23 protein-coding genes and 1 riboswitch are annotated in these 21935 nt (G+C 70.4%); of the genes, 10 read left to right on the top strand and 13 right to left on the bottom strand.

Features of this window, described 5'->3' with window-relative positions:
• Positions 1-179: 179 nt before the first annotated feature.
• A complete protein-coding gene (locus ACIBEI_RS30835; protein WP_398893478.1) occupies positions 180-1436 on the bottom strand; it encodes a sensor histidine kinase in 1257 nt (418 codons plus the stop codon).
• Positions 1433-2086: a response regulator transcription factor gene (locus ACIBEI_RS30830; RefSeq protein ID WP_398893477.1), complete on the bottom strand. Its 654-nt coding sequence runs from the start codon at positions 2084-2086 to the stop codon at positions 1433-1435. Before ACIBEI_RS30830 ends, ACIBEI_RS30835 begins: the two co-directional genes overlap by 4 nt.
• Before the next feature lie 171 nt (positions 2087-2257).
• Between ACIBEI_RS30830 and ACIBEI_RS30825 the strand changes: the two genes are divergently transcribed.
• Positions 2258-2833 (top strand): hypothetical protein, encoded by a 576-nt coding sequence (locus ACIBEI_RS30825; protein ID WP_398893476.1) that lies wholly within the window; start codon positions 2258-2260, stop codon positions 2831-2833.
• Positions 2834-2969: 136 nt separating this feature from the next.
• Here the strand turns inward: ACIBEI_RS30825 and ACIBEI_RS30820 are convergent, their stop codons facing one another.
• A complete protein-coding gene (locus ACIBEI_RS30820) occupies positions 2970-4418 on the bottom strand; it encodes a gamma-aminobutyraldehyde dehydrogenase (protein WP_398893475.1) in 1449 nt (482 codons plus the stop codon).
• 163 nt (positions 4419-4581) lie between these two features.
• Here ACIBEI_RS30820 and ACIBEI_RS30815 point away from each other — a divergent pair, with 163 nt between their 5' ends.
• From ACIBEI_RS30815 to ACIBEI_RS30785, 7 genes are all read left to right on the top strand, one after another.
• The gene (locus tag ACIBEI_RS30815) at positions 4582-5103 is read left to right on the top strand and encodes an Lrp/AsnC family transcriptional regulator (RefSeq protein WP_398893474.1); all 522 of its coding nucleotides are present in this window, start codon (positions 4582-4584) and stop codon (positions 5101-5103) included.
• On the top strand, positions 5088-6485 hold the full coding sequence (locus ACIBEI_RS30810) for an aspartate aminotransferase family protein (protein ID WP_398893473.1): 1398 nt from the start codon (positions 5088-5090) through the stop codon (positions 6483-6485). The genes ACIBEI_RS30815 and ACIBEI_RS30810 overlap by 16 nt, the downstream gene beginning before the upstream one ends.
• A gap of 258 nt (positions 6486-6743) precedes the next feature.
• Positions 6744-7484, top strand: a complete 741-nt coding sequence (locus ACIBEI_RS30805) for an ABC transporter ATP-binding protein (protein ID WP_398893472.1) — start codon at positions 6744-6746, stop codon at positions 7482-7484.
• Positions 7466-9244, top strand: coding sequence for a hypothetical protein (locus ACIBEI_RS30800; protein ID WP_398893471.1), 1779 nt, complete (start codon positions 7466-7468; stop codon positions 9242-9244). The genes ACIBEI_RS30805 and ACIBEI_RS30800 overlap by 19 nt, the downstream gene beginning before the upstream one ends.
• Before the next feature lie 120 nt (positions 9245-9364).
• Positions 9365-9772: a VOC family protein gene (locus ACIBEI_RS30795; RefSeq protein ID WP_190232314.1), complete on the top strand. Its 408-nt coding sequence runs from the start codon at positions 9365-9367 to the stop codon at positions 9770-9772.
• Positions 9773-9796: 24 nt separating this feature from the next.
• Positions 9797-10930, top strand: coding sequence for an LOG family protein (locus tag ACIBEI_RS30790; protein ID WP_398893470.1), 1134 nt, complete (start codon positions 9797-9799; stop codon positions 10928-10930).
• A 165-nt stretch (positions 10931-11095) separates the two neighbouring features.
• Positions 11096-11746, top strand: a complete 651-nt coding sequence (locus tag ACIBEI_RS30785; RefSeq protein WP_398893469.1) for an LAETG motif-containing sortase-dependent surface protein — start codon at positions 11096-11098, stop codon at positions 11744-11746.
• A 307-nt stretch (positions 11747-12053) separates the two neighbouring features.
• Here the strand turns inward: ACIBEI_RS30785 and ACIBEI_RS30780 are convergent, their stop codons facing one another.
• The 8 genes from ACIBEI_RS30780 to ACIBEI_RS30745 form a co-directional block, all read right to left on the bottom strand.
• The gene (locus ACIBEI_RS30780; RefSeq protein ID WP_398893468.1) at positions 12054-12845 is read right to left on the bottom strand and encodes a maleylpyruvate isomerase family mycothiol-dependent enzyme; all 792 of its coding nucleotides are present in this window, start codon (positions 12843-12845) and stop codon (positions 12054-12056) included.
• 10 nt (positions 12846-12855) lie between these two features.
• Complete coding sequence (locus tag ACIBEI_RS30775; RefSeq protein ID WP_398893467.1) at positions 12856-13899, bottom strand: ABC transporter ATP-binding protein; 1044 nt, start codon at positions 13897-13899, stop codon at positions 12856-12858.
• A 2-nt stretch (positions 13900-13901) separates the two neighbouring features.
• Positions 13902-15629, bottom strand: coding sequence for an ABC transporter permease (locus ACIBEI_RS30770; RefSeq protein WP_398893466.1), 1728 nt, complete (start codon positions 15627-15629; stop codon positions 13902-13904).
• Complete coding sequence (locus ACIBEI_RS30765; RefSeq protein ID WP_398893465.1) at positions 15605-16693, bottom strand: thiamine ABC transporter substrate binding subunit; 1089 nt, start codon at positions 16691-16693, stop codon at positions 15605-15607. The genes ACIBEI_RS30770 and ACIBEI_RS30765 overlap by 25 nt, the downstream gene beginning before the upstream one ends.
• A gap of 79 nt (positions 16694-16772) precedes the next feature.
• A riboswitch (TPP riboswitch) is annotated at positions 16773-16878 on the bottom strand.
• Positions 16879-16902: 24 nt separating this feature from the next.
• Positions 16903-18009 (bottom strand): 23S rRNA (adenine(2503)-C(2))-methyltransferase RlmN, encoded by a 1107-nt coding sequence (gene rlmN, locus ACIBEI_RS30760; RefSeq protein WP_398893464.1) that lies wholly within the window; start codon positions 18007-18009, stop codon positions 16903-16905.
• Complete coding sequence (locus tag ACIBEI_RS30755) at positions 18002-18157, bottom strand: hypothetical protein (protein WP_398893463.1); 156 nt, start codon at positions 18155-18157, stop codon at positions 18002-18004. Before ACIBEI_RS30755 ends, rlmN begins: the two co-directional genes overlap by 8 nt.
• A 14-nt stretch (positions 18158-18171) precedes the next feature.
• Complete coding sequence (locus ACIBEI_RS30750) at positions 18172-18510, bottom strand: hypothetical protein (protein WP_398893462.1); 339 nt, start codon at positions 18508-18510, stop codon at positions 18172-18174.
• Between the two features lie 125 nt (positions 18511-18635).
• The gene (locus ACIBEI_RS30745; RefSeq protein WP_398893461.1) at positions 18636-19472 is read right to left on the bottom strand and encodes a hypothetical protein; all 837 of its coding nucleotides are present in this window, start codon (positions 19470-19472) and stop codon (positions 18636-18638) included.
• Between the two features lie 155 nt (positions 19473-19627).
• Between ACIBEI_RS30745 and ACIBEI_RS30740 the strand changes: the two genes are divergently transcribed.
• Positions 19628-19789 carry a hypothetical protein gene (locus ACIBEI_RS30740; protein WP_398893460.1) on the top strand — a complete coding sequence of 54 codons (162 nt, stop codon included), beginning with the start codon at positions 19628-19630 and terminating at the stop codon, positions 19787-19789.
• Entirely contained in the window at positions 19786-20028 is a 243-nt protein-coding gene (locus ACIBEI_RS30735; protein ID WP_398893459.1) for a hypothetical protein, read from the top strand. Before ACIBEI_RS30740 ends, ACIBEI_RS30735 begins: the two co-directional genes overlap by 4 nt.
• A gap of 142 nt (positions 20029-20170) precedes the next feature.
• On the opposite strand, the gene ACIBEI_RS30730 is transcribed toward ACIBEI_RS30735, so the two are convergent.
• Complete coding sequence (locus ACIBEI_RS30730; protein WP_398893458.1) at positions 20171-21319, bottom strand: phosphatidate cytidylyltransferase; 1149 nt, start codon at positions 21317-21319, stop codon at positions 20171-20173.
• Positions 21319-21876, bottom strand: coding sequence for a ribosome recycling factor (gene frr / locus ACIBEI_RS30725; protein WP_055614581.1), 558 nt, complete (start codon positions 21874-21876; stop codon positions 21319-21321). The genes ACIBEI_RS30730 and frr overlap by 1 nt, the downstream gene beginning before the upstream one ends.
• Positions 21877-21935 lie beyond the last annotated feature (59 nt).

Raw genomic sequence — 21935 nt, 5'->3', positions numbered from 1 at the left:
GCGGGCAATGGACGCAGCGTCAACCCGTCCGGCCGGGGGACGACAGAGTGTCGCCCCCGCCGCCCCTACCCATTCCCGTCACTACTCGGGGGCTCCGCCCCCGAACCCCCGCTCCTCAAACGCCGGAGGGGCTGAATTTCAGCCCGTCCGGCGTTTGAGGACGAGGCCGTTCAGGCCGATCAGCGGGGGTCTGGGGGCGCAGCCCCCAGGGACGGGAATGGGTAGGGGAGCGGCGGGGGCGGAAACACCACCTCCACCCACAGCCCGCCCTCCCCCCGGGCCCGCGCCTCCACCACACCCCCGTGCGCCGCAGCGATCGCCGCCACGATCGACAACCCCAGCCCGGAACCCTCGCGGGCTCGCGACCGAGTCCGAACCCGCTCGACCCCCACCCTCCGAAACGGTTCGAACAGCACGCCCACCTGATCCCCCGGCACCACGGGCCCACTGTTCACGACCCGCAAGGAGGCCCACCCGTCGACGACCCCGGTCCAGACGGAAACCCAACCCCCCTCCCCCGACGGCACGTTGTGGCGCACGGCGTTCTCGACGAGGTTGCTCACCAGCCGCCCGATCAACTGCGGATCCCCGACCAGCGCCGCGGGCGAGAGCTCGGCGGACACCCGTGGCCCACCGTCGGGCAACAGCTCGGCCGCCACCACGGACAGGTCCACGAACTCCCGCTCCGGCACCCCCCGTTGACTCAACGCCAACGCCAACAATGCCTCGATCAACCGCTCCTGCTCCTGCCCAGCCGCCCGCACCCGAAGACAGGCGGCCCGCAGGGTCTCGGCATCGGCCCCGGGATCGGCGAGCGCCACATCGATGACGGCCTGCTGAAGCGTGAGCGGCGTGCGCAACTCGTGCGAGGCGTTGGCCACGAACCGCCGCTGCGCCTCGAAGGCGCCTTCCAACCGGGCGAGCAGATCGTCGAACGTGTCGGCCAGATCCTTGAGTTCGTCGGCCGGCCCGGCCACCGCGAGCCGTCGATGCAGGGCGTCCGCGGAGATCCGCCGCACCGCCCCGGTCATGCTCCGCAGAGGCGCGAGCACCCGCCCGGCCACCAGCCACCCGAGCACGAGCGAGGCGAGCGCCATGACGCCGAGCGCGACCCCCGACTCGACGAAGAGCTGATGGAGCTGGTCGCTGCGCTGGGCGACCAGCTGCTCACGTACGTACCCCTGGACGGCGTGCGCCCCCGCTCCCCACTCCCCCGGAGGCGGATCGGGCCTGGACACCGACACCTGTTCGCCGCGCTCGGACATGAGGGCGTACGTGAGAGCCAGCAGCACCGCGCCCGCCACCACGAACAGCCCGCTGTAGAGCAGCGTCAGCCGCCACCGGATGCTCTGCGGCCCCCGGATGTTCCGCAGCCCGCGCAAGCTCTTCCGCCCGCGGATCCGCAACACCGCGGGGAGCCCGGGACGCCCTCTCATACCCGGTACCCAGCCTGCGCCACCGTCTCGATCAACGGCGGTTCCCCGAGCTTGCGCCGCAGCCGGCTGACCGTCACCTTCACGGTCTGCGTGAACGGATCGGCGGCCTCGTCCCAGGCCCGCTCCAGCAGTTCCTCGGCGGAGACCACGGCCCCGCCCGCCCCCATCAGCAGCTCCAGGACCGCGAACTCCTTCGGGCTGAGCGGGAGTTGGCGGCCGTCGCGGGACGCCACCCGCCGGGCGGGGTCGAGCCGCAGATCGCCGTGGACCAGGACCGGAGGCAGTGCCGGTTGGGCCCGGCGCCCCAACGCCCGTATCCGCGCGACGAGTTCGATGAACGCGAAGGGCTTCGGCAGATAGTCGTCGGCGCCCATCCCGAGCCCCGCGACCCGGTCGGCGACCGTGCCGGACGCGGTCAGCATCAGTACCCGCGCCCGGCTACCCCCCTCGGCCAGGGCCCGGCAGACCCGGTCTCCGTGCAGCCCGGGCAGATCACGGTCGAGTACGACGACGTCGTAGCCGTTGACCGTGGCCCGCTCCAGCGCCGCATGGCCGTCCAGCGCGATGTCGACGGCCATACCCTCTCTGCGCAGTCCCGCCGCGACGGTCTCGGCGAGCTCCTCGTGGTCGTCGACCACCAATACGCGCATCGGCATCTCCGGCTGCGTCTCCGGCTGCTGCGAACCCTGCGGCCAGCGTGCCCGCCGGGCGGTAACAGGGCGGTAAGAGCAGCCGTTCCCGCGCCGTAACCGCCCGCGCGCTGAGGTGATTCGAGGAGACCCGCTCCAGAGAACTCCACAGACGCACCCAGGAGGATCCACATGCGAAGCACGACGAAGGGGCACCGCCGGCTGGCAGCGGCCTGCGCCCTGATCACCGCCGTCACGCTCGGCGGGGTCTACGCGGGCCAGGCCGTCGCGGCCGACCCGTCCGCACCGTCGAGCGGCGGGTCGTCGTCGGAGCCCCCGAAGGACGACGACCCGAGCGACTCCACGGACTCGACCGACTGGACGCGCCAGGACAAGGCCTCCCGCGAGTTCACCGAGTGCGTGCGCGACAACGGCCTGGAGGGCTTCCCCGACATCGTGATCTACACGGCGGACGACGGCGACGACGTACGCGTACGCGTACGGATCGACGCGGGCGAACGGGCGAGCCGTCCCGACCCGGTCTCGAAGGAGTTCCGGAAGGCCGTGAAGGCCTGCGAGCACATCCTGGAGGACATCGGCGTCGACTTCCCGGCCCCGCCCGACGAGCTGCCCGGCAAGGGCGACCGGCCCTGGCCCCCGGACTGCGGCGGCCGCGAGGAGCACAGGAACGAGAAGGGCGAGGAGAGCGGGAAGGGGTCCGACGCGGAGCTGAGCGTCGCCGGACTCGTACTCACGGGGACCGTCTGACGCGTACGCACCCAGGCACTCAGGACCCAGGCGCCCGGGCACCCGGGCGACCGACACGGCACGGCACGGCCCCGAGCGGATCAACTCCCGCCCGGGGCCGTGCCGTTCATGCCGTCAGTCGCGAACCGTCAGCCCATCAGCCCTCGATGGACGTCATCACGTGCTTGATCCGCGTGTAGTCGTCGAACCCGTACGCCGAAAGGTCCTTGCCGTAGCCGGACTTCTTGAAGCCGCCGTGCGGCATCTCCGCGACGAGCGGGATGTGCGTGTTGATCCAGACGCAGCCGAAGTCGAGGACCTTGGACATGCGCATCGCGCGCGAGTGGTCCTTGGTCCAGACGGAGGAGGCGAGGGCGTACTCGACGCCGTTCGCCCACTCGACGGCCTGCGCCTCGTCCGAGAAGGACTGGACGGTGATGACCGGGCCGAAGACCTCGTTCTGGATGATCTCGTCGTCCTGCTTCAGCCCCGACACCACGGTCGGGGCGTAGAAGTAGCCCTTGTCGCCGACGCGGTGGCCGCCCGCCTCCACCTTGGCGTGGGCGGGCAGGCGCTCGATGAAGCCGGTGACCTGCTTGAGCTGGTTCGGGTTGTTGAGCGGCCCGTACAGCACGTCCTCGTCGTCCGGCATGCCGGTCTTCGTGTCGGCGGCGGCCTTGGCGAGCGCGGCCACGAACTCGTCGTGGATGGACTCCTGGACGAGGACGCGGGTGGCGGCCGTACAGTCCTGGCCCGCGTTGAAGAAGCCCGCGACCGAGATGTCCTCGACGGCCTTGGCCATGGCCGCACTGTCGAGGTCTTCGAATACAACGACCGGCGCCTTGCCGCCCAGCTCCAGGTGGACCCTCTTGACGTCCTTGGCGGCGGACTCGGCGACGGAGATGCCCGCGCGCACGGACCCGGTGATCGACGCCATGGCGGGTACCGGGTGCTCGACCATCGCGCGGCCGCTGTCGCGGTCGCCGCAGATGACGTTGAAGACGCCCTTGGGAACGATCGAGCCGATGATCTCGGCGATCAGGACCGTGGAGGCGGGAGTGGTGTCCGACGGCTTGAGGACGACCGTGTTGCCAGCCGCGAGCGCGGGGGCGAACTTCCACACGGCCATCATCATCGGGTAGTTCCAGGGCGCGACCTGCGCGCAGACGCCGACCGGCTCGCGGCGGACGATCGAGGTCAGGCCCTCCATGTACTCACCGGCCGCGCGGCCCTCCAGCATGCGCGCCGCGCCCGCGAAGAAGCGGATCTGGTCGACCATGGGCGGGATTTCCTCGGACCGGGTGAGGCCGATGGGCTTGCCGGTGTTCTCGACCTCGGCCGCGATCAGCTCCTCGGCCCGCTCCTCGAAGGCGTCCGCGATCTTGAGCAGGGCCTTCTGGCGCTCGGCCGGGGTCTGGTCGCGCCAGGCCGGGAAGGCCGCCGCGGCCGCGGCCATCGCGGCGTCGACGTCGGCCTGTCCGGACAGCGGCGCGGTGGCGTAGGCCTCGCCCGTCGCGGGGTTGACCACGTCGGTGGTCCGTCCATCGGCGGCATCGCGGAATTCCCCGTCGATGTAATTGCGCAGACGACGCAGCTCGGTGCTCACTGCCGGCCCTCCAGTCAGATGTCCAATCACTGAGACATCCACCCTAGTCCCGCGTCCCACGTTTTCAACACCCCCGATCGCCCCAGAACTGCGAAATCCGCACATGTGGACCGCGCAGACAACGAATTTCATCAATCGACTCTTGCGGAACTGCTGATGCCTCATGCACAGTGAGCACGTGTCCAGTCGCAGCGCAGAGCCGAAGGGCTCCCGAGACACCCGGTCGGGGAACACCACTCCCCCGCTGGACAGCGTCTCCCTCGCCATCATCGAGCAGCTCCAGGAAGACGGCCGCAGGCCGTACGCAGCGATCGGCAAGGCCGTCGGCCTCTCCGAGGCGGCCGTGCGCCAGCGCGTCCAGAAGCTGCTCGACCAGGGCGTGATGCAGATCGTCGCCGTCACGGACCCGCTCACCGTGGGCTTCCGCAGGCAGGCGATGGTGGGCATCAACGTCGACGGCGACCTGGAGCCGGTGGCGGACGCGCTGACCGCCATGTCGGAAGTCGAGTACGTGGTGATGACCGCGGGCTCGTTCGACATCCTCGCCGAGATCGTCTGCGAGGACGACGACCACCTGCTGGACGTCATCAACAAACGCATACGGGCCCTGCCCGGCGTGCGCTCCACCGAGAGCTTCGTCTACCTCAAGCTCAAGAAGCAGACCTACATGTGGGGAACCCGATAGCCGTGACCACCAAGGACCTCAGCCGAACCGCGTACGACCACCTGTGGATGCACTTCACCCGGATGTCCTCGTACGAGAACGCTCCCGTCCCCACGATCGTCCGTGGCGAGGGCACCTACATCTACGACGACAAGGGCAAGCGCTACCTCGACGGTCTCGCGGGGCTGTTCGTGGTCCAGGCGGGCCACGGCCGCCGGGAGCTGGCCGAGACGGCGGCGAAGCAGGCGCAGGAGCTGGCCTTCTTCCCGATCTGGTCCTACGCCCACCCGAAGGCCGTCGAGCTCGCGGAGCGCCTCGCGAACTACGCGCCCGGCGACCTGAACAAGGTCTTCTTCACCACGGGTGGCGGCGAGGCCGTCGAGACCGCCTGGAAGCTCGCCAAGCAGTACTTCAAGCTGCAGGGCAAGCCGACCAAGTACAAGGTCATCTCGCGCGCGGTCGCCTACCACGGCACCCCGCAGGGCGCCCTGTCCATCACGGGCCTGCCGGCCCTGAAGGCCCCGTTCGAGCCGCTGGTCCCGGGCGCCCACAAGGTCCCGAACACCAACATCTACCGCGCGCCCGCCTTCCTCGGCCAGGGGTCCGGCGTCTCGCCCGAGGCCTTCGGCCGCTGGGCCGCCGACCAGATCGAGGAGCAGATCCTCTTCGAGGGCCCGGAGACGGTCGCCGCGGTCTTCCTGGAGCCCGTGCAGAACGCCGGCGGCTGCTTCCCGCCGCCGCCCGGCTACTTCCAGCGGGTGCGCGAGATCTGCGACCAGTACGACGTGCTGCTCGTGTCGGACGAGGTCATCTGCGCCTTCGGCCGCCTGGGCACGATGTTCGCCTGCGACAAGTTCGACTACGTACCGGACATGATCACCTGCGCCAAGGGCATGACCTCGGGCTACTCCCCGATCGGCGCGTGCATCATCTCGGACCGCCTCGCGGAGCCGTTCTACAAGGGCGACAACACCTTCCTGCACGGCTACACCTTCGGCGGCCACCCGGTGTCGGCGGCCGTGGGTCTCGCCAACCTCGACCTGTTCGAGCGGGAGAACCTCACGCAGCACGTGCTGGACAACGAGGGGGCGTTCCTCTCCACCCTCCAGAAGCTGCACGACCTGCCGATCGTCGGCGACGTCCGCGGCAACGGCTTCTTCTACGGCATCGAGCTGGTGAAGGACAAGGCCACCAAGGAGACCTTCACGGACGAGGAGTCGGAGCGCGTGCTCTACGGCTTCGTCTCCAAGAAGCTCTTCGAGTACGGCCTCTACTGCCGCGCCGACGACCGCGGTGACCCGGTCATCCAGCTCTCGCCTCCGCTGATCTCCGACCAGTCGACCTTCGACGAGATCGAGGGGATCGTCCGCCAGGTACTGACGGAGGCGTGGGCGAAGCTCTGATCCCGCCGAGCCTCCAGGGGCTCTGACCGTGACACGGCTCAAGCCTGGGCTCCGGCTTCGGCTCCGATGAGCTGAATCTGTGATCAACACCGGCCCCGGTGCCGCCCGTTCGAGTGAGAATGGGCGCTCCGGGGCCGCGTGCTGTCCGGCCTCCCGGCCCCGACTACCTAGCGTGCCCAGTGACCGATCGGCCCTGCCTTCGTTCCCCCGGAAGGGGGACTTCGCACGGCATTTCTGATCTGAACCGAGGTGTACGCCATGGTGGCTCCGCCGGACAACGACGTGCTGTGGGCACGCGCCCTGCACGTCAAGCACAACGGCTCGCCCGCGCTCACCGGCGTCTCGCTCGGGGTTCGCGAGGGCGAGATCCTCGCCGTCGGCGGCCCGCGTGGCAGCGGCAAGACGACCCTGCTCCAGTGCCTGTCCGGGCAGTTGCGGGCGCAGCAGGGCGAGGTCTGGTTCAACAGCACGCCCGTGCACACCATGGGTCCGGGGACGCGCGAGCGGCTGCGCCGCGACCGGTTCGCCTGGATCGACCCGACGCCGGTCCTGGTCCCGGAGCTGAACGCCTGGGAGAACGCGGCCCTGCCCCTGATGCTGCGCGGTGTCTCGCGCCGCCGCGCCAAGACCGCCGCCCTGGAGTGGCTGGACCGCCTCGACATCGGCGGCTGCGCCCGCAAACGCCCGTACGCGCTGCTGCACGCCGAGCGACAGCGCGTGGCCATCGCCCGCGCCCTGGCCCCCGCGCCGACCGTGCTCTTCGCCGACGAGCCCACCGCCCCGCTGCACCGCGCCGACCGGGCCCAGGTGCTGCGCACGCTCACGACGGCGGCCCGGTCGCACGGGATCACCGTCGTACTGGCCACGCACGACGCGGACACCGCGGCCCTCGCCGACCGCACGGTGTCGCTGCTCGACGGGCGGCGGGTGAACACCGTCCATCTGCCGCCGGTGTCCGACAGCGTGGAAGGCCGGGCCGCGTGCTCGCTCTCCGTCTAGCGCGCGGGGCCCGCCCCGCCGTCCAGCTCCGCAGACTCCTGGTCGCGGCGGCGTCGGCGGGCACGGGCTTCCTGCTGCTGTGCACCCTGGGGTACGCGATGGGGCACCCGGACGCGTCCGGTGCGGCCGTGCTTCGGCTGGCCTGGTGTGTGGCGCCGCTCGCCGCGACCGTGCAGTTCGCGGTGGCGGTCGCCCGGACCGACCCGGCCACCCGTCCCCGGCAGGGGCTGTCGGCGCTCGGCCTCGGCCCCGCCCGTCTGACGGTCCTCGCGGCGATCTCCACCGCCGTGTCCTGCACGCTCGGCTCGATGGTCGCCCTGCTCTTCTTCCTCCACCTCCGCGGCGACCTGACCGGCCTCCCCTTCGACGGCGACGCCGCCGACCTCCTCGCCGCGGACGAGCCGCTGCCCCTCCCGGCCGCGCTCACCCTGCTGGCCCTCGTACCGATCATCGCCTCGGCGGCCAGCGCGGCGGTACTCCGGCCGCGGGGCCCGAGGCCCAGCCTCACGACGGGCGGACGGCCGGGCCGGTTGAGCGGCTTCGGCGGATACGGCCGCTCCGTCGAGCGCGTCGGCTTCGGCGCGTACGGGCGCTTCGGGACGCGTACGGAGACACGTCCGGAGGCGAAGGCGGGCCCTCGCTCGGAGGGCCAGGACGGTTCGGCGGGCCCGGGCGGCTCCGGGGGCCGAGGCGGTTCCGAGGGCCGGGAGGCTTCAGCGGCCCGGGGCGGTTCCGGGCAGGGCGCCACCGGCCGGTCCGCGCAGGGCACTCCCGACGGTCACGCCGGACGCACCGCACACGCAGGGTCCGCCGGACACGGCAGCCCGGAGGCGTCCACCAGTGCCGCGGCGCTCGACGTGCCCCGCCGCTCCGGCGCGCGTGCCCGCGCGAGGGTCGAGGGGCGCCCCGGCGGCGAGCAGCTCTCCGCCACCCACGCCACAGCCGACGCACCGGCGCACAACGGCCACGACGGTCACGGCGCAGCCGACCGCCACGCCGCCTCACAGCATCCCGGCAGTCCCGGCAGTCCCGGCCATCCCAGCAGTCCTGATGGCCCCGGAAGTCACAACAGCGCCGGGCTCTCCGGCCGTCCCGGCCACACCCGCCACCCCCTGGACCCCCTGAGCCCCGAACATCCCCCGGCCCCTCTTCCCACCCCCTCCGGCCTCCCCTGGGGCGCCGCGGTCCTCGCGGCCGGGCTCGCGGTGGAGACGTACGCCGGCCGTACGTCCCCGGCCCTCGCGGGACCCGAGCTGCCGGGCGGCTTCCACGTCGGGCCCCTCGGTGTGCTGGTCGGCTGGGCGCTCACCGCGTTCGGGCTCGCGCTGGCCGGGCCCGCGATCACTCACCTCTGCGGCAGGCTGCTCCAGGCGGTGCGGCCGGGCGCCCTGCGGCTGCTCGCCGGACGCGTGCTCATGGAGGAGGCGGCCCGCATCGGACGTCCGCTCGGCGTGGTGTGCGCGGTGGCGTCGGGGGCGTACGCCATGGCCGTGCTCTACGGCCGCGCGCGCCCCGACGTGGGGCCGCTCACCACCCTGGGCGCGCTGCTCGTCGCGGGATGCGCCGTCGCGACGCTCCTGACCGCCGCGGTGGAGGCGAGGAACGCGCGCGCCGACACCACGGCCGCCCTGCTGCGGCACGGAGCGCCCGCCACGGCGCTGCGCAGCGCCGCCGCCCTCCGCACGGGCGCCCTGCTCGCCGTCTTCGGCCCGCTGACCTGGGCGGTCGCGGAGCTGGCCGCACTGCCCCTGACCCGCTGACGGCTCGCGCCTCTCGATCTGCAGGTCGCCCAAAAAAAGTTCGCGGGACGCCGATGACTTTTCGACGGCCCCCCGGTCTACCCCTCCGAACAGCACATCACGCGACGGGAGAGACCGGACATGTACCAGCAGATGATCTTCGTGAACCTGGCTGTGAACGACGTCGACGCCTCCAAGAAGTTCTTCACGGAGCTCGGCTACACGATCAACCCGCAGTTCTCGGACGAGAACTGCGCGTCCGTCGTGATCAGCGACACGATCGTCGCGATGCTGCTGAACAAGCAGCGCTACGCGGACTTCACGAAGAAGGAGATCGCGGACTCGACGAAGACCAGCGAGGTGCTGATCTGTCTGAGCGCCGAAAGCCGCGAGAAGGTGGACGAGCTCGTCGACAAGGCGATCGCGTCGGGCGGTTCGGCGAGCGGCGAGACCCAGGACTACGGCCAGATGTACGGCCGCGCCTTCGACGACCCGGACGGCCACACCTGGGAGATCATGTGGATGGACCCGGCGGCCGTCCAGGGCTGAACCGGCCGTGCTTAGCATGGGCGGGTGCAGACGAGCCCCGCCCATGCGGCCCACCACAACGACCGTGAGATCGAGACGCTGGAGGAGTTCGACGCAGTCGTCTCGTCCCGCGGCACCCTCGCCGGCTTCCGTGTCCAGTGCGTCGATCTGACGGACCGCACAAGGGAGTTGCTGGCGAGCGACGCCACCGGAGCCGTGTTCCTCGGCTGCCCGATGCGGGAGAACGCCGCGGCGAAGGTCCGTGCCGACGGCGCGCTGGTCTTCCCGCCGCTCCCCGGCCTGCCCTTCGACCCGTACCGCGGTCATCTCTACCGTCCCGACGAGCTGTTCGCCTCGCTCGACAAGGGGTACGAGGAGACGCCGGATGCCCTCGCGTACGCCTGGTTCCAGCGGACGAAGACCGACGGTGACATCTACGCGTCGATGCTGCGCTCCGTCCACGACGACGCGATCTCCGACGCCCTCGACGAACTCCTGCGCGGCACGCGGGTGGTGGGCGTGATGGGCGGCCACGCGCTCGGGCGCGGCACCGAGGCCTACACCGGCGCGGTCCGGCTCGGCCGTGCGCTCGCGCGCGCCGGGTTCACGGTGGCGACGGGCGGCGGCCCCGGCGCGATGGAGGCGGCGAACCTCGGCGCGTACGCGGCCCCCTACGACGACACGATGCTGCACGAGGCGTGCGAACTCCTCGCGAAGTCACCGTCGTTCGTGCCGTCGGTGACCGACTGGGCGCGCGCCGCCTTCGAGGTGCGTACGCGCTGGCCGAAGGGCAACACCTCTGTCGGCATTCCCACTTGGTTCTACGGGCACGAGCCGCCGAACGCCTTCGCCTCGCACATCGCCAAGTACTTCGCCAACGCCACGCGCGAGGACGGCCTGCTGGCTCGTTCGAACGCGGGTGTGGTGTTCCTGCCCGGCGCCGCCGGCACGGTCCAGGAGATCTTCGACAACGCGACCCCCAACTACTACGAGTCCCGCGGCGAACCCACCCCGATGGTGCTGGTGAACCGCGCGCACTGGACCGAGCGACTGCCCACCTGGCCGCTGCTCCAGGCCCTCGCCCGCGACCGCTCGATGGAGTCCCGGATCGCGCTGGTGGACCGGATCGAGGAGGCACCGGAGGCGCTCATCCGGTTGGCTCATGTAAATGAAAGCTAAAGCCGAGGGTCAAGACGGACAGACGGATTGACAACCCGAGACGCGGCCCAATAAACCTGTGAGGCGTCTGGGATTGCTGTTTCTTCGCAGCCAATCCCCAACCCCCCTCGTTTGTGCATCCCGTGAAGGGCAATCGTGTCCATATCTCGCCGTACCGCACGTTCCGTGCGCATTCTCGGAGTTGCCTCCGCCTCGGCCGCGCTCACGCTCGGCCTCGCCGGCAACGCGCTCGCCTGCAACATCAGTGAGTTCTCGGCCGTCGCCAAGTGCGACGGCGCCAAGGGTGTCATCAGCGTCACCGACAAGGACCCCACCGGCGTCCCGGCCACCATCACGGTCTTCCTCGAGTCCAACGGCGCGGACGAGAAGCTCGTCGGCACCCAGGAGGTCAAGGGCTCCCGCGAGGGCGTGACCATCGACTTCTCGGAGGACTGGAAGCCGAACGCGGAGTACCGGATCCACGTCAAGGCCGGCAAGCAGGTCGACGAGGACATCAAGCCGAACCTCGTCACGCCGTCCGAGGCCTGCAAGTCCGAGGAGCCGTCGACGCCTTCGGCCACGCCGTCCCCGTCCGAGGAGCCCTCCTCGCCGGTCACCGCGAAGCCCGAGTCCCCGGCGCCCTCGGAGTCGGAGAGCACCCCGCCCGCCTCGGCCGGCGGCAGCACCCCGTCCCCCGCGGGCGGCGACTCGAACCTCGCCGAGACCGGCTCCAGCTCCAACACCGGCGCGATCGCCGGCATAGCGGCCGCGCTCGTGGCAGCCGGCGCCGGCGTCATGTTCGCCCTCCGCCGCCGCGGCACATCGAACGGCCACTGAGCACCACCGGCCAACCCAGTCCCACCAGGCGTGGCCCGCCCCCCTTACCGAGGGGGGCGGGCCACCGCCCTTCAGGGGCGCGGGGAACGGCGCGAGCAACCCAGACCGGCCCGCACCTGACAAACCGGCCTCAACCACCGGCTTCCAGGGGCGCGGGGAACGGCGCGAGCAACCGAGACCGGCCCGCACCTGACGAACCGACCTCAACCACCGCCCTTCAGGGGCGCGGGGAACTGCGCAATCTTTTAGGGGCGCGAGGAACTGCGCGACAAGCCCCCACCGACCCGCAGACTCACCACCCCCGGCGCTAGCCGAACGTGGCCCGCTCCAACCAGAAGTCCAGCAACTCCCGCTCCCCCAAAACCTCCAACCCCCCACCATCCGGCGCCATCCGGCGATAAAAGGCAAGCATCACCTCGGTAAGCGGCCCCCGCAAAACCACGCTCGCCTTCTCGTGCCCCCGCCGCCACCCGATCCCCTCGTCCTCGAACTCGATGAGCCACTCGGCAGCCAGCTCAGCCTCCGCATCGGTGGCATGGAGATGAATGCTGCGCCCCACCCCGCGCAGCTCCCGCGCGGCATCGTTGGGGTACTTCTCCTGCGCGAACCGCACGATCTGCAGCCACTCGTCGATCGCGTCGGCGGCGAACTCCGGCGCCACCTCGTACGTCACACCCGCGGCGATCGCCGCGTCGGCCCGATGAACCACCGTCTCGTGGGTCATGCGCCGCGCCCAGAACCCGGCCGTGTGCTCCCAGGCCCAGGACCAGGCGGCGGTGTCGACCCCGGCGGCGCGAAAGGTCTCGGCGGCCCGCTCGGCGCCCTCCGCGAGCCAGGCGTCCAGCGCGGCGGGGTCGTCGCCCTCCGGCCCTCCGACGTCGGCCACGTCCTCGATCGGCACGCTCTTCGTCGCCCGCGTCCGCACGATGTGCTCGGCCCAGCGATGCGCCTCACCCACATGCACGGCGAGCTGCCGCAACGTCCAGTCAGGACAGGTCGGCACGGTCGCGCCGAGGTCGGCTCCGGCCAGGTGCGACCTCAACAGCGCGGTCTGCCCGACGATTTCGCCGCAGTAGCGGTCGTGCCCGAGTAGCGTCATGAGCCGCACCCTAGGGCCGGCGGGGTCCCCCGAGTACGACAATTTCCGCCGCGTCGAACGCCACCCCGACCTCGTCCCCCGTCTCCGGCGCGTCCCGCAGCGCACACGCCGCCTCCAGCCACGGCGCGTCCTCGGGCTGCAGGCGTACGGCCACATGGGTGCCCCGGAACGTCCGCGCGGCCACCGTGCAGCGCAGCCCCTCGGCCGCCGGTACGAGGCGTACGCCAGCTGGCCTGACGAGCAGATCGACCTCGCCCTGCCGGGCGTCCGAGGACACCGGCAGCTTACCCCAGGGCGTGTCCGCGGCCTCCCCGCTGACGGTCGCCCCGGTCACGTTCTCGAAGCCGAGGAAGCGCGCCACGAAGGCGTCGGCCGGGCGCTGCCAGACCTCAAGTGGCGTACCGGACTGGGCGATCCGGCCGTCCCGCATCACGACGACCCGGTCGGCGAGCGCGAACGCCTCCCCCTGGTCGTGGGTGACCGCGAGCACGGTCGTGCCCAACTCGCCGAACAGCTCCCGGAGTTCGACCACCAGCCGCTCACGCAGCGAGCGGTCCAGCTGGCCGAGGGGTTCGTCGAGCATGAGCAGCCGGGGGCTGGGTGCGAGGGCCCGGGCGAGCGCGACGCGCTGCTGTTCGCCACCCGAGAGGGAGGCGACGGCCCGCCCACGGGCGCCGGGCAACCCCACCAGATCCAGCAACTCCCGGACGCGTACTGCCTGTTGGTCCATCGACTCACCGTGCATCCGCAGCCCGAAGGCAACGTTGCCGCCCACGTCGCGCTGCGGGAACAGCTGGTGGTCCTGGAACATCAGGCCGACACCGCGCTTGTGCGCGGGCACGCCGTGGAGGTCGTGGCCGTCCAGGAACACCCGTCCCTCGTCCAGGGGTTGGAGCCCCGCGACCGCCCGCAGCAGCGTCGACTTGCCGCTGCCGCTGGGCCCGAGCACGCACACGATCTCGTGCTCGGCGACATCGAGCCCGACGGAGTCGAGCACGGCCCGCCCACCGAACCGTACGGTCGCGCCAACGAGTTCGAGCTTTGCGTCGCGCATGGTCAGAACTCCCCGGTCCGGTCGGTGCGAAGGCGTTCGAGAACGAGCAGCGCCACCGCGCACACCACCATCAAGATCGTCGAAAGTGCCATGGCCTGCCCGTAGTTGAGCTCCCCGGCCCGCCCGAGCAGCCGTGCCACGGCGACCGGCAGTGTCGGGTTGTCGGGCCGCGCGATGAAGACGGTCGCGCCGAACTCGCCCAGCGACACGGCGAAGGCGAACCCGGCCGCGATCAGCAGCGCCCGCCGCACCATGGGCAGATCGACCTCGCGCCACACCCGCCACGGCGAGGCCCCGAGCACCGCCGCCGCCTCGCGCAGCCGTCCGTCCACCGCCCGCAGCACGGGCAGCATGGTCCGTACGACGAAGGGGACACCCACCAGCGCCTGCGCGAGCGGCACGAGGATCCAGGTGCTCCGGAGGTCCAGCGGAGGCTCGTCGAGCGCGATGAGGAAGCCGAACCCGACGGTCACGGCGGAGACGCCGAGCGGCAGCATCAGCAGGGCGTCGAAGCCCCGTACGAGACGGCCGGCGTCCCGGCGGGTGAGGGCGGCGGCCGCGAGTCCGCCGATCAGCAGGGCGATGGCGGTGGCGGCGAGAGCGTACTGCAGCGAGTTGCCGACGGCCTCGATCGGCGGCACGAGGAAAATGCCGCCTTCGTCGCTGGTCAGCGCCTTGTAGTAGCCGAATCCGGGGGCGTCGAGGGACCGCTCGACCAGCACGGCCAGTGGCAGCACCAGCAGGACGGCGATGGTGGCGAGGACGCCGGTGAGCAGTGCCCACTGCCCGGCGCCGCGCGGCCGTCGTGCCGTCGCGGACGCGTCGACCAGGCGCAGGGCGGTCTCCCGCCGCCGTACCGTCCACGCGTGGACGGCGAGGATCGCGCCGACCGCCACGAACTGGACGAGGGTGAGGACGGCGGCCGTCGAGAGGTCGAAGATCTCCGAGGTCTGCCGGTAGATCTCGACTTCGAGCGTCGAGAAGGTCGGACCGCCGAGGATCTGCACCACACCGAACGAGGTGAAGGTGAAGAGGAAGACCATCAGCGCGGCGGCGGCGACCGCCGGCCCGAGCGCCGGAAGCGTCACCCGGCGCCAGGCGGCGAACCGTGAGGCGCCGAGCACCCGCGCGGCCTCCTCCTGACGCGGATCGAGCTGCGACCAGAGGCCGCCGACCGTGCGGACGACGACCGCGTAGTTGAAGAAGACGTGCGCGAGCAGGATCGCCCACACGGTCGTGTCGAGCCGTACGCCCCACAACTCGTCCAGGAGTCCGCCGCGGCCGAGCAGCGCCAGGAACGCCGTGCCGACAACCACGGTCGGCAGCACGAACGGCACGGTGACGACGGCCCGCAGGACCTGCTTGCCCCTGAAATCGAAGCGCGCGAACACGTACGCGCCGGGGAGTGCGATCAGCAGCGTGAGCGCGGTCGAGGCGAGCGCCTGCCAGGTCGTGAACCACAGGACGTGCCGGATGTCGGACTGTGCGAGCACATCGCCGATCCGCCCGAACCGCCAGACCCCGTCGATCTTGAGCCCGCGTGCCGTGATCGCCGCGACCGGGTAGGCGAAGAAGAGCCCGAAGAACGCGACGGGCACGGCCATGAGACCGAGCCGGGCCGCGCTCCCCGTACGCGGGCGCGTGCGAGGGCGCGGACGGAGGCGCGGACGCCGGCTCGCGGGCGGCTCCGCCTCCGCGCGGGGCTCTACTTCAGTACGAGCGAGGTCCATGACTTGACCCACTCGTCACGGTTGTCGGCGATCTTGGCGGGGTCGAGGGTCTCGGGGCTCTTGGCGGCCGGCCCGAACTTCGTGAACTCGGCGGGCACCTTCGCACCCTCGACGACCGGGTACACGAACATGTTCAGCGGCATGTCCTCCTGGAAGGCCTTGCCGACCAGGAAGTCGATGAGCGCCTTGCCACCCTTGGTGTTCTTCGCGTTGCTCAGCAGGCCCGCGTACTCGACCTGGCGGAAGCAGGTGCCGTCCGCGACCCCGGTCGGCGCGGTCTTCGGCTTCGGGTCGGCGTAGATGACCTCGGCGGGCGGCGACGAGGCGTACGAGACGACGAGCGGCCGGTCGCCCTTGGCCTCCTTGCCGCCGGCGGACCCGGAGAACTCCACGTTGTAGGCCTGCTCCCAGCCGTCGACGACCTTCACTCCGTTGGCCTTGAGCTTCTTCCAGTAGCCCTCCCAGCCCGCGTCCCCGTACTTGGCGGCGGTGCCGAGCAGGAACCCGAGGCCGGGCGAGGACGTGGACGCGTTCTCGGTGACGAGAAGATCCTTGTACTCGGGCTTGATCAGATCGTCGAAGGACGTCGGCGGGGCCAGCTTGTGCTTGCTGAAGTAGGCCTTGTCGTAGTTGACGCAGATGTCACCGGAGTCGATGGGCGTGACGCGGTGCTTGTCCTGGTCGACCCGGTACTCGGCCTTGATGCCATCGGCGCCCTTGGCCTCGTACGACTGGAACAGCCCGTTGTCGAGCGCCCGCGACAGCAGGGTGTTGTCGACGCCGAAGAAGACGTCGCCCTGCGGGTTGTCCTTGGTGAGGATGGCCTTGTTGACGGCCGTACCGGCGTCGCCGTCCTTGAGGACCTTGACCTTGTAACCGGACGCCTTCTCGAACTCCTTCAGTACTGCCTTGGTGTAGGCGAAGGAGTCATGGCTGACGAGGGTGACGGTCTTGGACCCGGAGCCCTCGTCGCCGGAGTCGGACGAACCGCACGCGGCGAGCGCGGCGAAGCCGAGCCCGGTGACCGCGACCACGGCCGTGAACTTCCTGGTGGTGGTGCTCACTGAATTCCTCCTGGGGGTGACCAGGAAGAGACGCGGCCCTGCCCGGGACCTCGGTCGGATCCCGGGCAGGGCGCAACAGCTTGAGTAGTGACCGAACTTCCTACCCAGAATGACCTGGGCAAGGTTCAGAGGGTCTGCGGGCTGTCCCGCACTCTCAGCGCTGTGGCGCTCCCCTGTCGGAATATGAAGATGTACGTACGTCCGCCAGACTACCGCTCGGTCGCCGCGAGCTGCCCGCAGGCCCCGTCGATCTCCTGGCCACGGGTGTCCCGGACGGTGACGGGCACACCATGGGCGGCGATCGCCTCGACGAACGCCTTCTCGTCCTCGGGCCGCGAGGCCGTCCACTTGGAGCCGGGTGTCGGGTTCAGCGGAATCAGGTTCACGTGCACGGGCTTGCCCTTGAGCAGCCGCCCGAGCCGGTCACCACGCCACGCCTGGTCGTTGATGTCACGGATGAGCGCGTACTCGATGGAGAGCCGGCGCCCCGACTTCGCCGCGTACTCCCATCCGGCGTCCAGCACTTCCCGTACCTTCCACCGCGTGTTCACGGGCACGAGCGTGTCACGCAGCTCGTCGTCCGGTGCGTGCAGGGAGATGGCGAGGCGGCACTTGAAGCCCTCGTCGGCGAACCGGTTGATGGCGGGGACGAGACCGACCGTGGAGACGGTGATCCCCCGCTGCGACAGCCCGAGCCCGTCCGGCTCCGGGTCGGTGAGGGCCCGGATCGACTGGACGACCCGCTTGTAGTTGGCCAGCGGCTCGCCCATGCCCATGAAGACGATGTTGCTGAGCCGGGCCGGCCCACCGGGAATCTCCCCGTCCCGCAGCGCCCGCATCCCGTCCACGATCTGGTGCACGATCTCGGCGCTGGACAGATTCCGGTCGAGACCGGCCTGCCCGGTCGCACAGAACGGACAGTTCATCCCGCAGCCCGCCTGAGAGCTGATGCACATGGTGACCCGGTCCGGGTACCGCATCAGCACGGACTCGACGAGCGTGCCGTCGAAGAGCCGCCAGAGGGTCTTGCGGGTGGTGTCCCCATCGGTGGAGAGATGCCGCACGACCGTCATCAGCTCGGGCAGCAGCGCCTCCTGCAGCTTGGCGCGCGATCCCGCGGGGATGTCGGTCCACTGCTCCGGGTCGTGCGCGTACCGCGCGAAGTAGTGCTGCGACAGCTGCTTGGCACGAAACGGCTTCTCACCGACCGCGGCAACCGCCTCCTTACGCTCGGCAGGCGTGAGATCAGCAAGGTGCCGCGGCGGCTTCTTGGCTCCGCGGGGGGCAACGAAAGTGAGTTCTCCGGGCTTAGGCATGGCTGTACCAGTGTCGCAGATCGATTCGTGTGACCGGGGCCACGAGCCGTGCGCGGTGGTCGTCAGCGGCCGTACCGCTGCCGCGGGCCTGGTCCCGGAAGTCGAGAAGGGCGGCAGGTGTGAGTCCGCGCGCGAGCACGGTATTCACGCGCTGAGGCACTTCTACGCGTCGAGTGAGTCGTCGGAAGCGACCTGCTCCGCTTCCTCGTATACGTACCTCGACAGGATCGCGTCAAGCATGACCATGGCCAGCAGGATGAGAGTCCCCAGGAACAGCATCAACGCAAGGTCGGGGTCCTTGTCCTGCCCGCCGTTGGCAGACCACCAGAGGACCCGAGCGATGGAAATGACCATCACCGGGAAAGGCGCCAGCCACAACACCCGGGCGGCGCGCGTCATTTGTCCGTTGCCCTTGGCTCGGTACGAATGGAGTTGGACCGATGCAGCGATCAAGATCGCGCCGTCGACGCCCGCGATGAGAGCCGCATAATCCTGACTCATCTCAAGACTCACTTGTCCCCCGGTTCAGCCCGTTCACGGCTTACCTGTGAGAGGCGATCACGTCGCCTCGCGGGGGTCAATGGTCAGGTACGGCCGTACGACGGTACGCCGTCTCAGGCGCGAGCTCAGCTGCGCGGCCGAGCGTCCAGGAACCGGTGGACGGACTCCGTCATATTCGCCACGAACGCGTCACGGGTCCGGTCGGAGACCAGTTCCAGGGACAGATATGGGTTGAGGTCCTCCAGCTCGACGAGGAGCAGCGCGCCCTCCCAGGTGCGGCAGGCGTCCACGCGCTGGATGCCGTGGTCGAGGGTGTTCCAGTCGATGAAGCTCCGGGCGAAGGCCAGGTCGGTGTCGGTGGGCTCGTAGGGATCGAGGACCCAGCGCTGCTCGGGATCGGGGGCGTGAAGGGCGTACTGGAAGGCGTCGTCGACGTAGTAGAAGGACACTTCGTAGCGGAAGTCGATGCGCGGCTGGACCAGGATGTCGCCGTAGGCGAGGCCGTCGAGCTGCTCGCGGGGCACGAAGGCCAGGCCGATGGAGTCAGCGCCCACCTTCGGCTTGACCGCGTACTGGTCGGCCTCGGGCAGCAGGTGCAGGTCCTCGGACCGGTCGACCGTGGGGATGACCGGGTGTCCGGCAGCGGTCAGATCCAGCAGGTACTGCTTGCCGGACATGTCTCCGCGGCCGGTCAACGGGTTGTAGACCCGGGCGCCGTCGGCCGTGGCCCGCGCCCGGAACGCGTCGTACTCCTCCCGGTAATGCAGCACCGGCCCGCTGTTGCGGACCACGACAACATCGAAGGCGTCCATCAACGCGGCGGCCTCCAGCGGGTGGCACAGGGCGACATCGAAGTCGTCGCGCAGTCGGGAGGTCAGGAAGATGTCCTCGTCGCAGTAGCGCCGCCCCCGGGCCGGGTAAGCCAGATCGGTTACGTACAGAGCTCTACGGCGGTCCGGCATCGCACATCTCCTTAAGCGGTGCGACAAACCTACCCATCCCGCAGGTCACGGCCTGGGACAGGCGGGTGGCCGTGGGCTGCCGGCGGGTTCAAGTCCGAAGCCGCGGGAAGCCGGGCCCTGTCCCAACGGTCACACCTGGACCTACAATCGAACTCGTGTACGAATATGTGTCTCGCCCGGATCATCGGCGCAGCGACCGCGATCGGCTGGTCCGGCGGCTGCGCCGCACCGACGACACCAGCGCCTCCACCTCCGCCACGCCCACACCCACCCCCACGCCCGACACCGATACAGACACCGCCCGCGGTGCACTGTGAACCGCGAACAGTCGCCGCCCGAAGGAGAGGGCACCGCGCCCATCGTCGTGCATCGCGCTGCGGGCACCGGCGGCCGCCGGGTGTCCATTCGCGCCCGGGTCGCCGGCCTCGCGCACAGCGACGCCGACCTGATCGAGTTCCTGCGCCGCGCGGGCCTGCCGGACGCGTGGGAGCTGCTGGACGATCCGCACTGGGTGGACTGGCAGGACGGCCGACCGCACGACTACGGCACAGACTGATAGCTACGGCACGGACTGACATCGGCCCGGACACGCGTCAGGGGCTCGCCGTCCGGTTGGACGACGAGCCCCTCGTACCGCAAAACCGCAGACCGCAGACCCTGAGCCTCGGTGTCGGCTCCCGACGAACAGCTACCGACGATCAGCTACCGACGAACAACACGAGCAGCAGCCACACCACAGGAGCCGTAGGAAGCAGCGAGTCCAGGCGGTCCATGATGCCGCCGTGCCCCGGCAGCAAGGTGCCCATGTCCTTGATGCCCAGGTCACGCTTGATCATCGACTCGCCGAGGTCACCGAGCGTGGCGCTGGCCGCGACCGCGAGGCCGACGATCAGGCCCTGCCACCAGGTGCCGTCGTCGATGAGGAACTCCATGCACAGCGCGCCCCCCACCATGGCGAAGACGAGCGCGCCCAGCAGGCCCTCGCGGGTCTTGCCGGGGCTGATGCGCGGGGCGAGCTTGTGCTTGCCGAAGCGCCAGCCGACGGCGTACGCGCCCGTGTCGCTGACCACGGCCAGCAGCAGGAACGTCAGCACCCGCCGTGCACCGTCGTCCGCGGTGAGCATCATCGCCACGAACGTGGCGAGGAACGGGATGTAGAAGGCGGCGAAGACTCCCGCGGTGACGTCCTTGAGGTACCCCTCGGGCGGTTCCGTCATCCGCCAGACCAGGACCGCGAGCGCGGTGAGCGCCATCGCCACCCAGGCACCCTCGGCACCCCGGACGTATCCGGCGACGACCATCGCGGCACCGCCGATCGCCAGCGGCACGAGCGGCGCCTTGATGCCCTTCTGCTCCGCGAGCCGCGACGTGAGTTCCCACAGGCCGACCACGACGGCGACCGCTATCACTCCGACGAAGGCGGCCTTGACGACGAACAGCGACGCGACGATCACCGCACCGAGCGCGACCCCGACCCCTATGGCAGCGCCCAGGTCGCGGCCCGCGCTCTTCTTCGGCGGCGCGGGTGCGGGCTGTGCGGCGCTGGACATGGGCTCCTGCGGATTCTGCGACCGGTGGGACGGCACCTGAGAGGACGGATCCTGGTGCGGCGGCGTCCGAGGCGTCTCGTCGCGGAACAGGGGGCCGCCCGTCCGAGCAGCCCCCCGGTCGTCATCCTGGTTTCCGCCATGCGCGGGTACGTCGGGCACGATGGGCATGGGGCGAGTCTGCTGCGCGTTGTGCGCATCGTAGGCGGGACCCGCCGGGGCAGCCCCCTGGACAGGCCCCTGGTCGGACGGCCCCCAGTACCCGGCTTCTGGCGGCGCCCCCCAGGAAGAGTCGTTCATCAGACCTCGAGCAGCTCAGCTTCCTTGTGCTTGAGCAGCTCGTCCACCTGAGCGACGTACTTCGCGGTGGTGTCGTCGAGCTCCTTCTCCGCACGGCGGCCCTCGTCCTCGCCGACCTCGCCGTCCTTGATCATCTTGTCGATGCCGTCCTTGGCCTTGCGGCGCACGGAGCGGATCGAGATCTTGGAGTCCTCGGCCTTGGTGCGGGCGACCTTGATGTAGTCCTTGCGGCGCTCCTCCGTCAGCTCGGGGAACACCACCCGGATGATATTGCCGTCATTGCTCGGGTTGACGCCGAGGTCGGAGTCACGGATCGCCTGCTCGATGTTGCGCAGCGCGCTCTTGTCGAACGGGGTCACCACGGCCATGCGCGGCTCGGGCACCGAGAACGAGGCCAGTTGGTTGATCGGCGTCAGCGCGCCGTAGTAGTCCGCCACGATCTTGTTGAACATCGCCGGGTGCGCACGGCCGGTGCGGATCGCGGCGAAGTCCTCCTTGGCGACCACGACGGCCTTCTCCATCTTCTCCTCGGCCTCGAGGAGGGTCTCTTCGATCACCACTTGCTCCTGCGTGTCTTGAGTAGGCCCGGCTGCGGTTCCTTGGCGGGTAGGCGGCC

Source organism: Streptomyces sp. NPDC050988 (genome assembly GCF_044456225.1).
In the GTDB taxonomy this organism is placed as follows: Bacteria; Actinomycetota; Actinomycetes; order Streptomycetales; family Streptomycetaceae; genus Streptomyces.
The sequence above is the reverse complement of the archived record's forward strand: the minus strand, read 5'-3'. Positions and strand labels throughout refer to the sequence as shown.

Excerpts from the sequence above, each read along its gene's own strand:
- ACIBEI_RS30835 (WP_398893478.1), bottom strand. The coding sequence starts at position 1,436 with ATGAGAGGGCGTCCCGGGCTCCCCGCGGTGTTGCGGATCCGCGGGCGG.
- ACIBEI_RS30830 (WP_398893477.1), bottom strand. The coding sequence starts at position 2,086 with ATGCGCGTATTGGTGGTCGACGACCACGAGGAGCTCGCCGAGACCGTC.
- ACIBEI_RS30825 (WP_398893476.1), top strand. The coding sequence starts at position 2,258 with ATGCGAAGCACGACGAAGGGGCACCGCCGGCTGGCAGCGGCCTGCGCC.
- ACIBEI_RS30815 (WP_398893474.1), top strand. The coding sequence starts at position 4,582 with ATGCACAGTGAGCACGTGTCCAGTCGCAGCGCAGAGCCGAAGGGCTCC.
- ACIBEI_RS30805 (WP_398893472.1), top strand. The coding sequence starts at position 6,744 with ATGGTGGCTCCGCCGGACAACGACGTGCTGTGGGCACGCGCCCTGCAC.
- ACIBEI_RS30795 (WP_190232314.1), top strand. The coding sequence starts at position 9,365 with ATGTACCAGCAGATGATCTTCGTGAACCTGGCTGTGAACGACGTCGAC.
- ACIBEI_RS30780 (WP_398893468.1), bottom strand. The coding sequence starts at position 12,845 with ATGACGCTACTCGGGCACGACCGCTACTGCGGCGAAATCGTCGGGCAG.
- ACIBEI_RS30775 (WP_398893467.1), bottom strand. The coding sequence starts at position 13,899 with ATGCGCGACGCAAAGCTCGAACTCGTTGGCGCGACCGTACGGTTCGGT.
- ACIBEI_RS30770 (WP_398893466.1), bottom strand. The coding sequence starts at position 15,629 with ATGGACCTCGCTCGTACTGAAGTAGAGCCCCGCGCGGAGGCGGAGCCG.
- rlmN (WP_398893464.1), bottom strand. The coding sequence starts at position 18,009 with ATGCCTAAGCCCGGAGAACTCACTTTCGTTGCCCCCCGCGGAGCCAAG.
- ACIBEI_RS30750 (WP_398893462.1), bottom strand. The coding sequence starts at position 18,510 with ATGAGTCAGGATTATGCGGCTCTCATCGCGGGCGTCGACGGCGCGATC.
- ACIBEI_RS30745 (WP_398893461.1), bottom strand. The coding sequence starts at position 19,472 with ATGCCGGACCGCCGTAGAGCTCTGTACGTAACCGATCTGGCTTACCCG.
- ACIBEI_RS30730 (WP_398893458.1), bottom strand. The coding sequence starts at position 21,319 with ATGAACGACTCTTCCTGGGGGGCGCCGCCAGAAGCCGGGTACTGGGGG.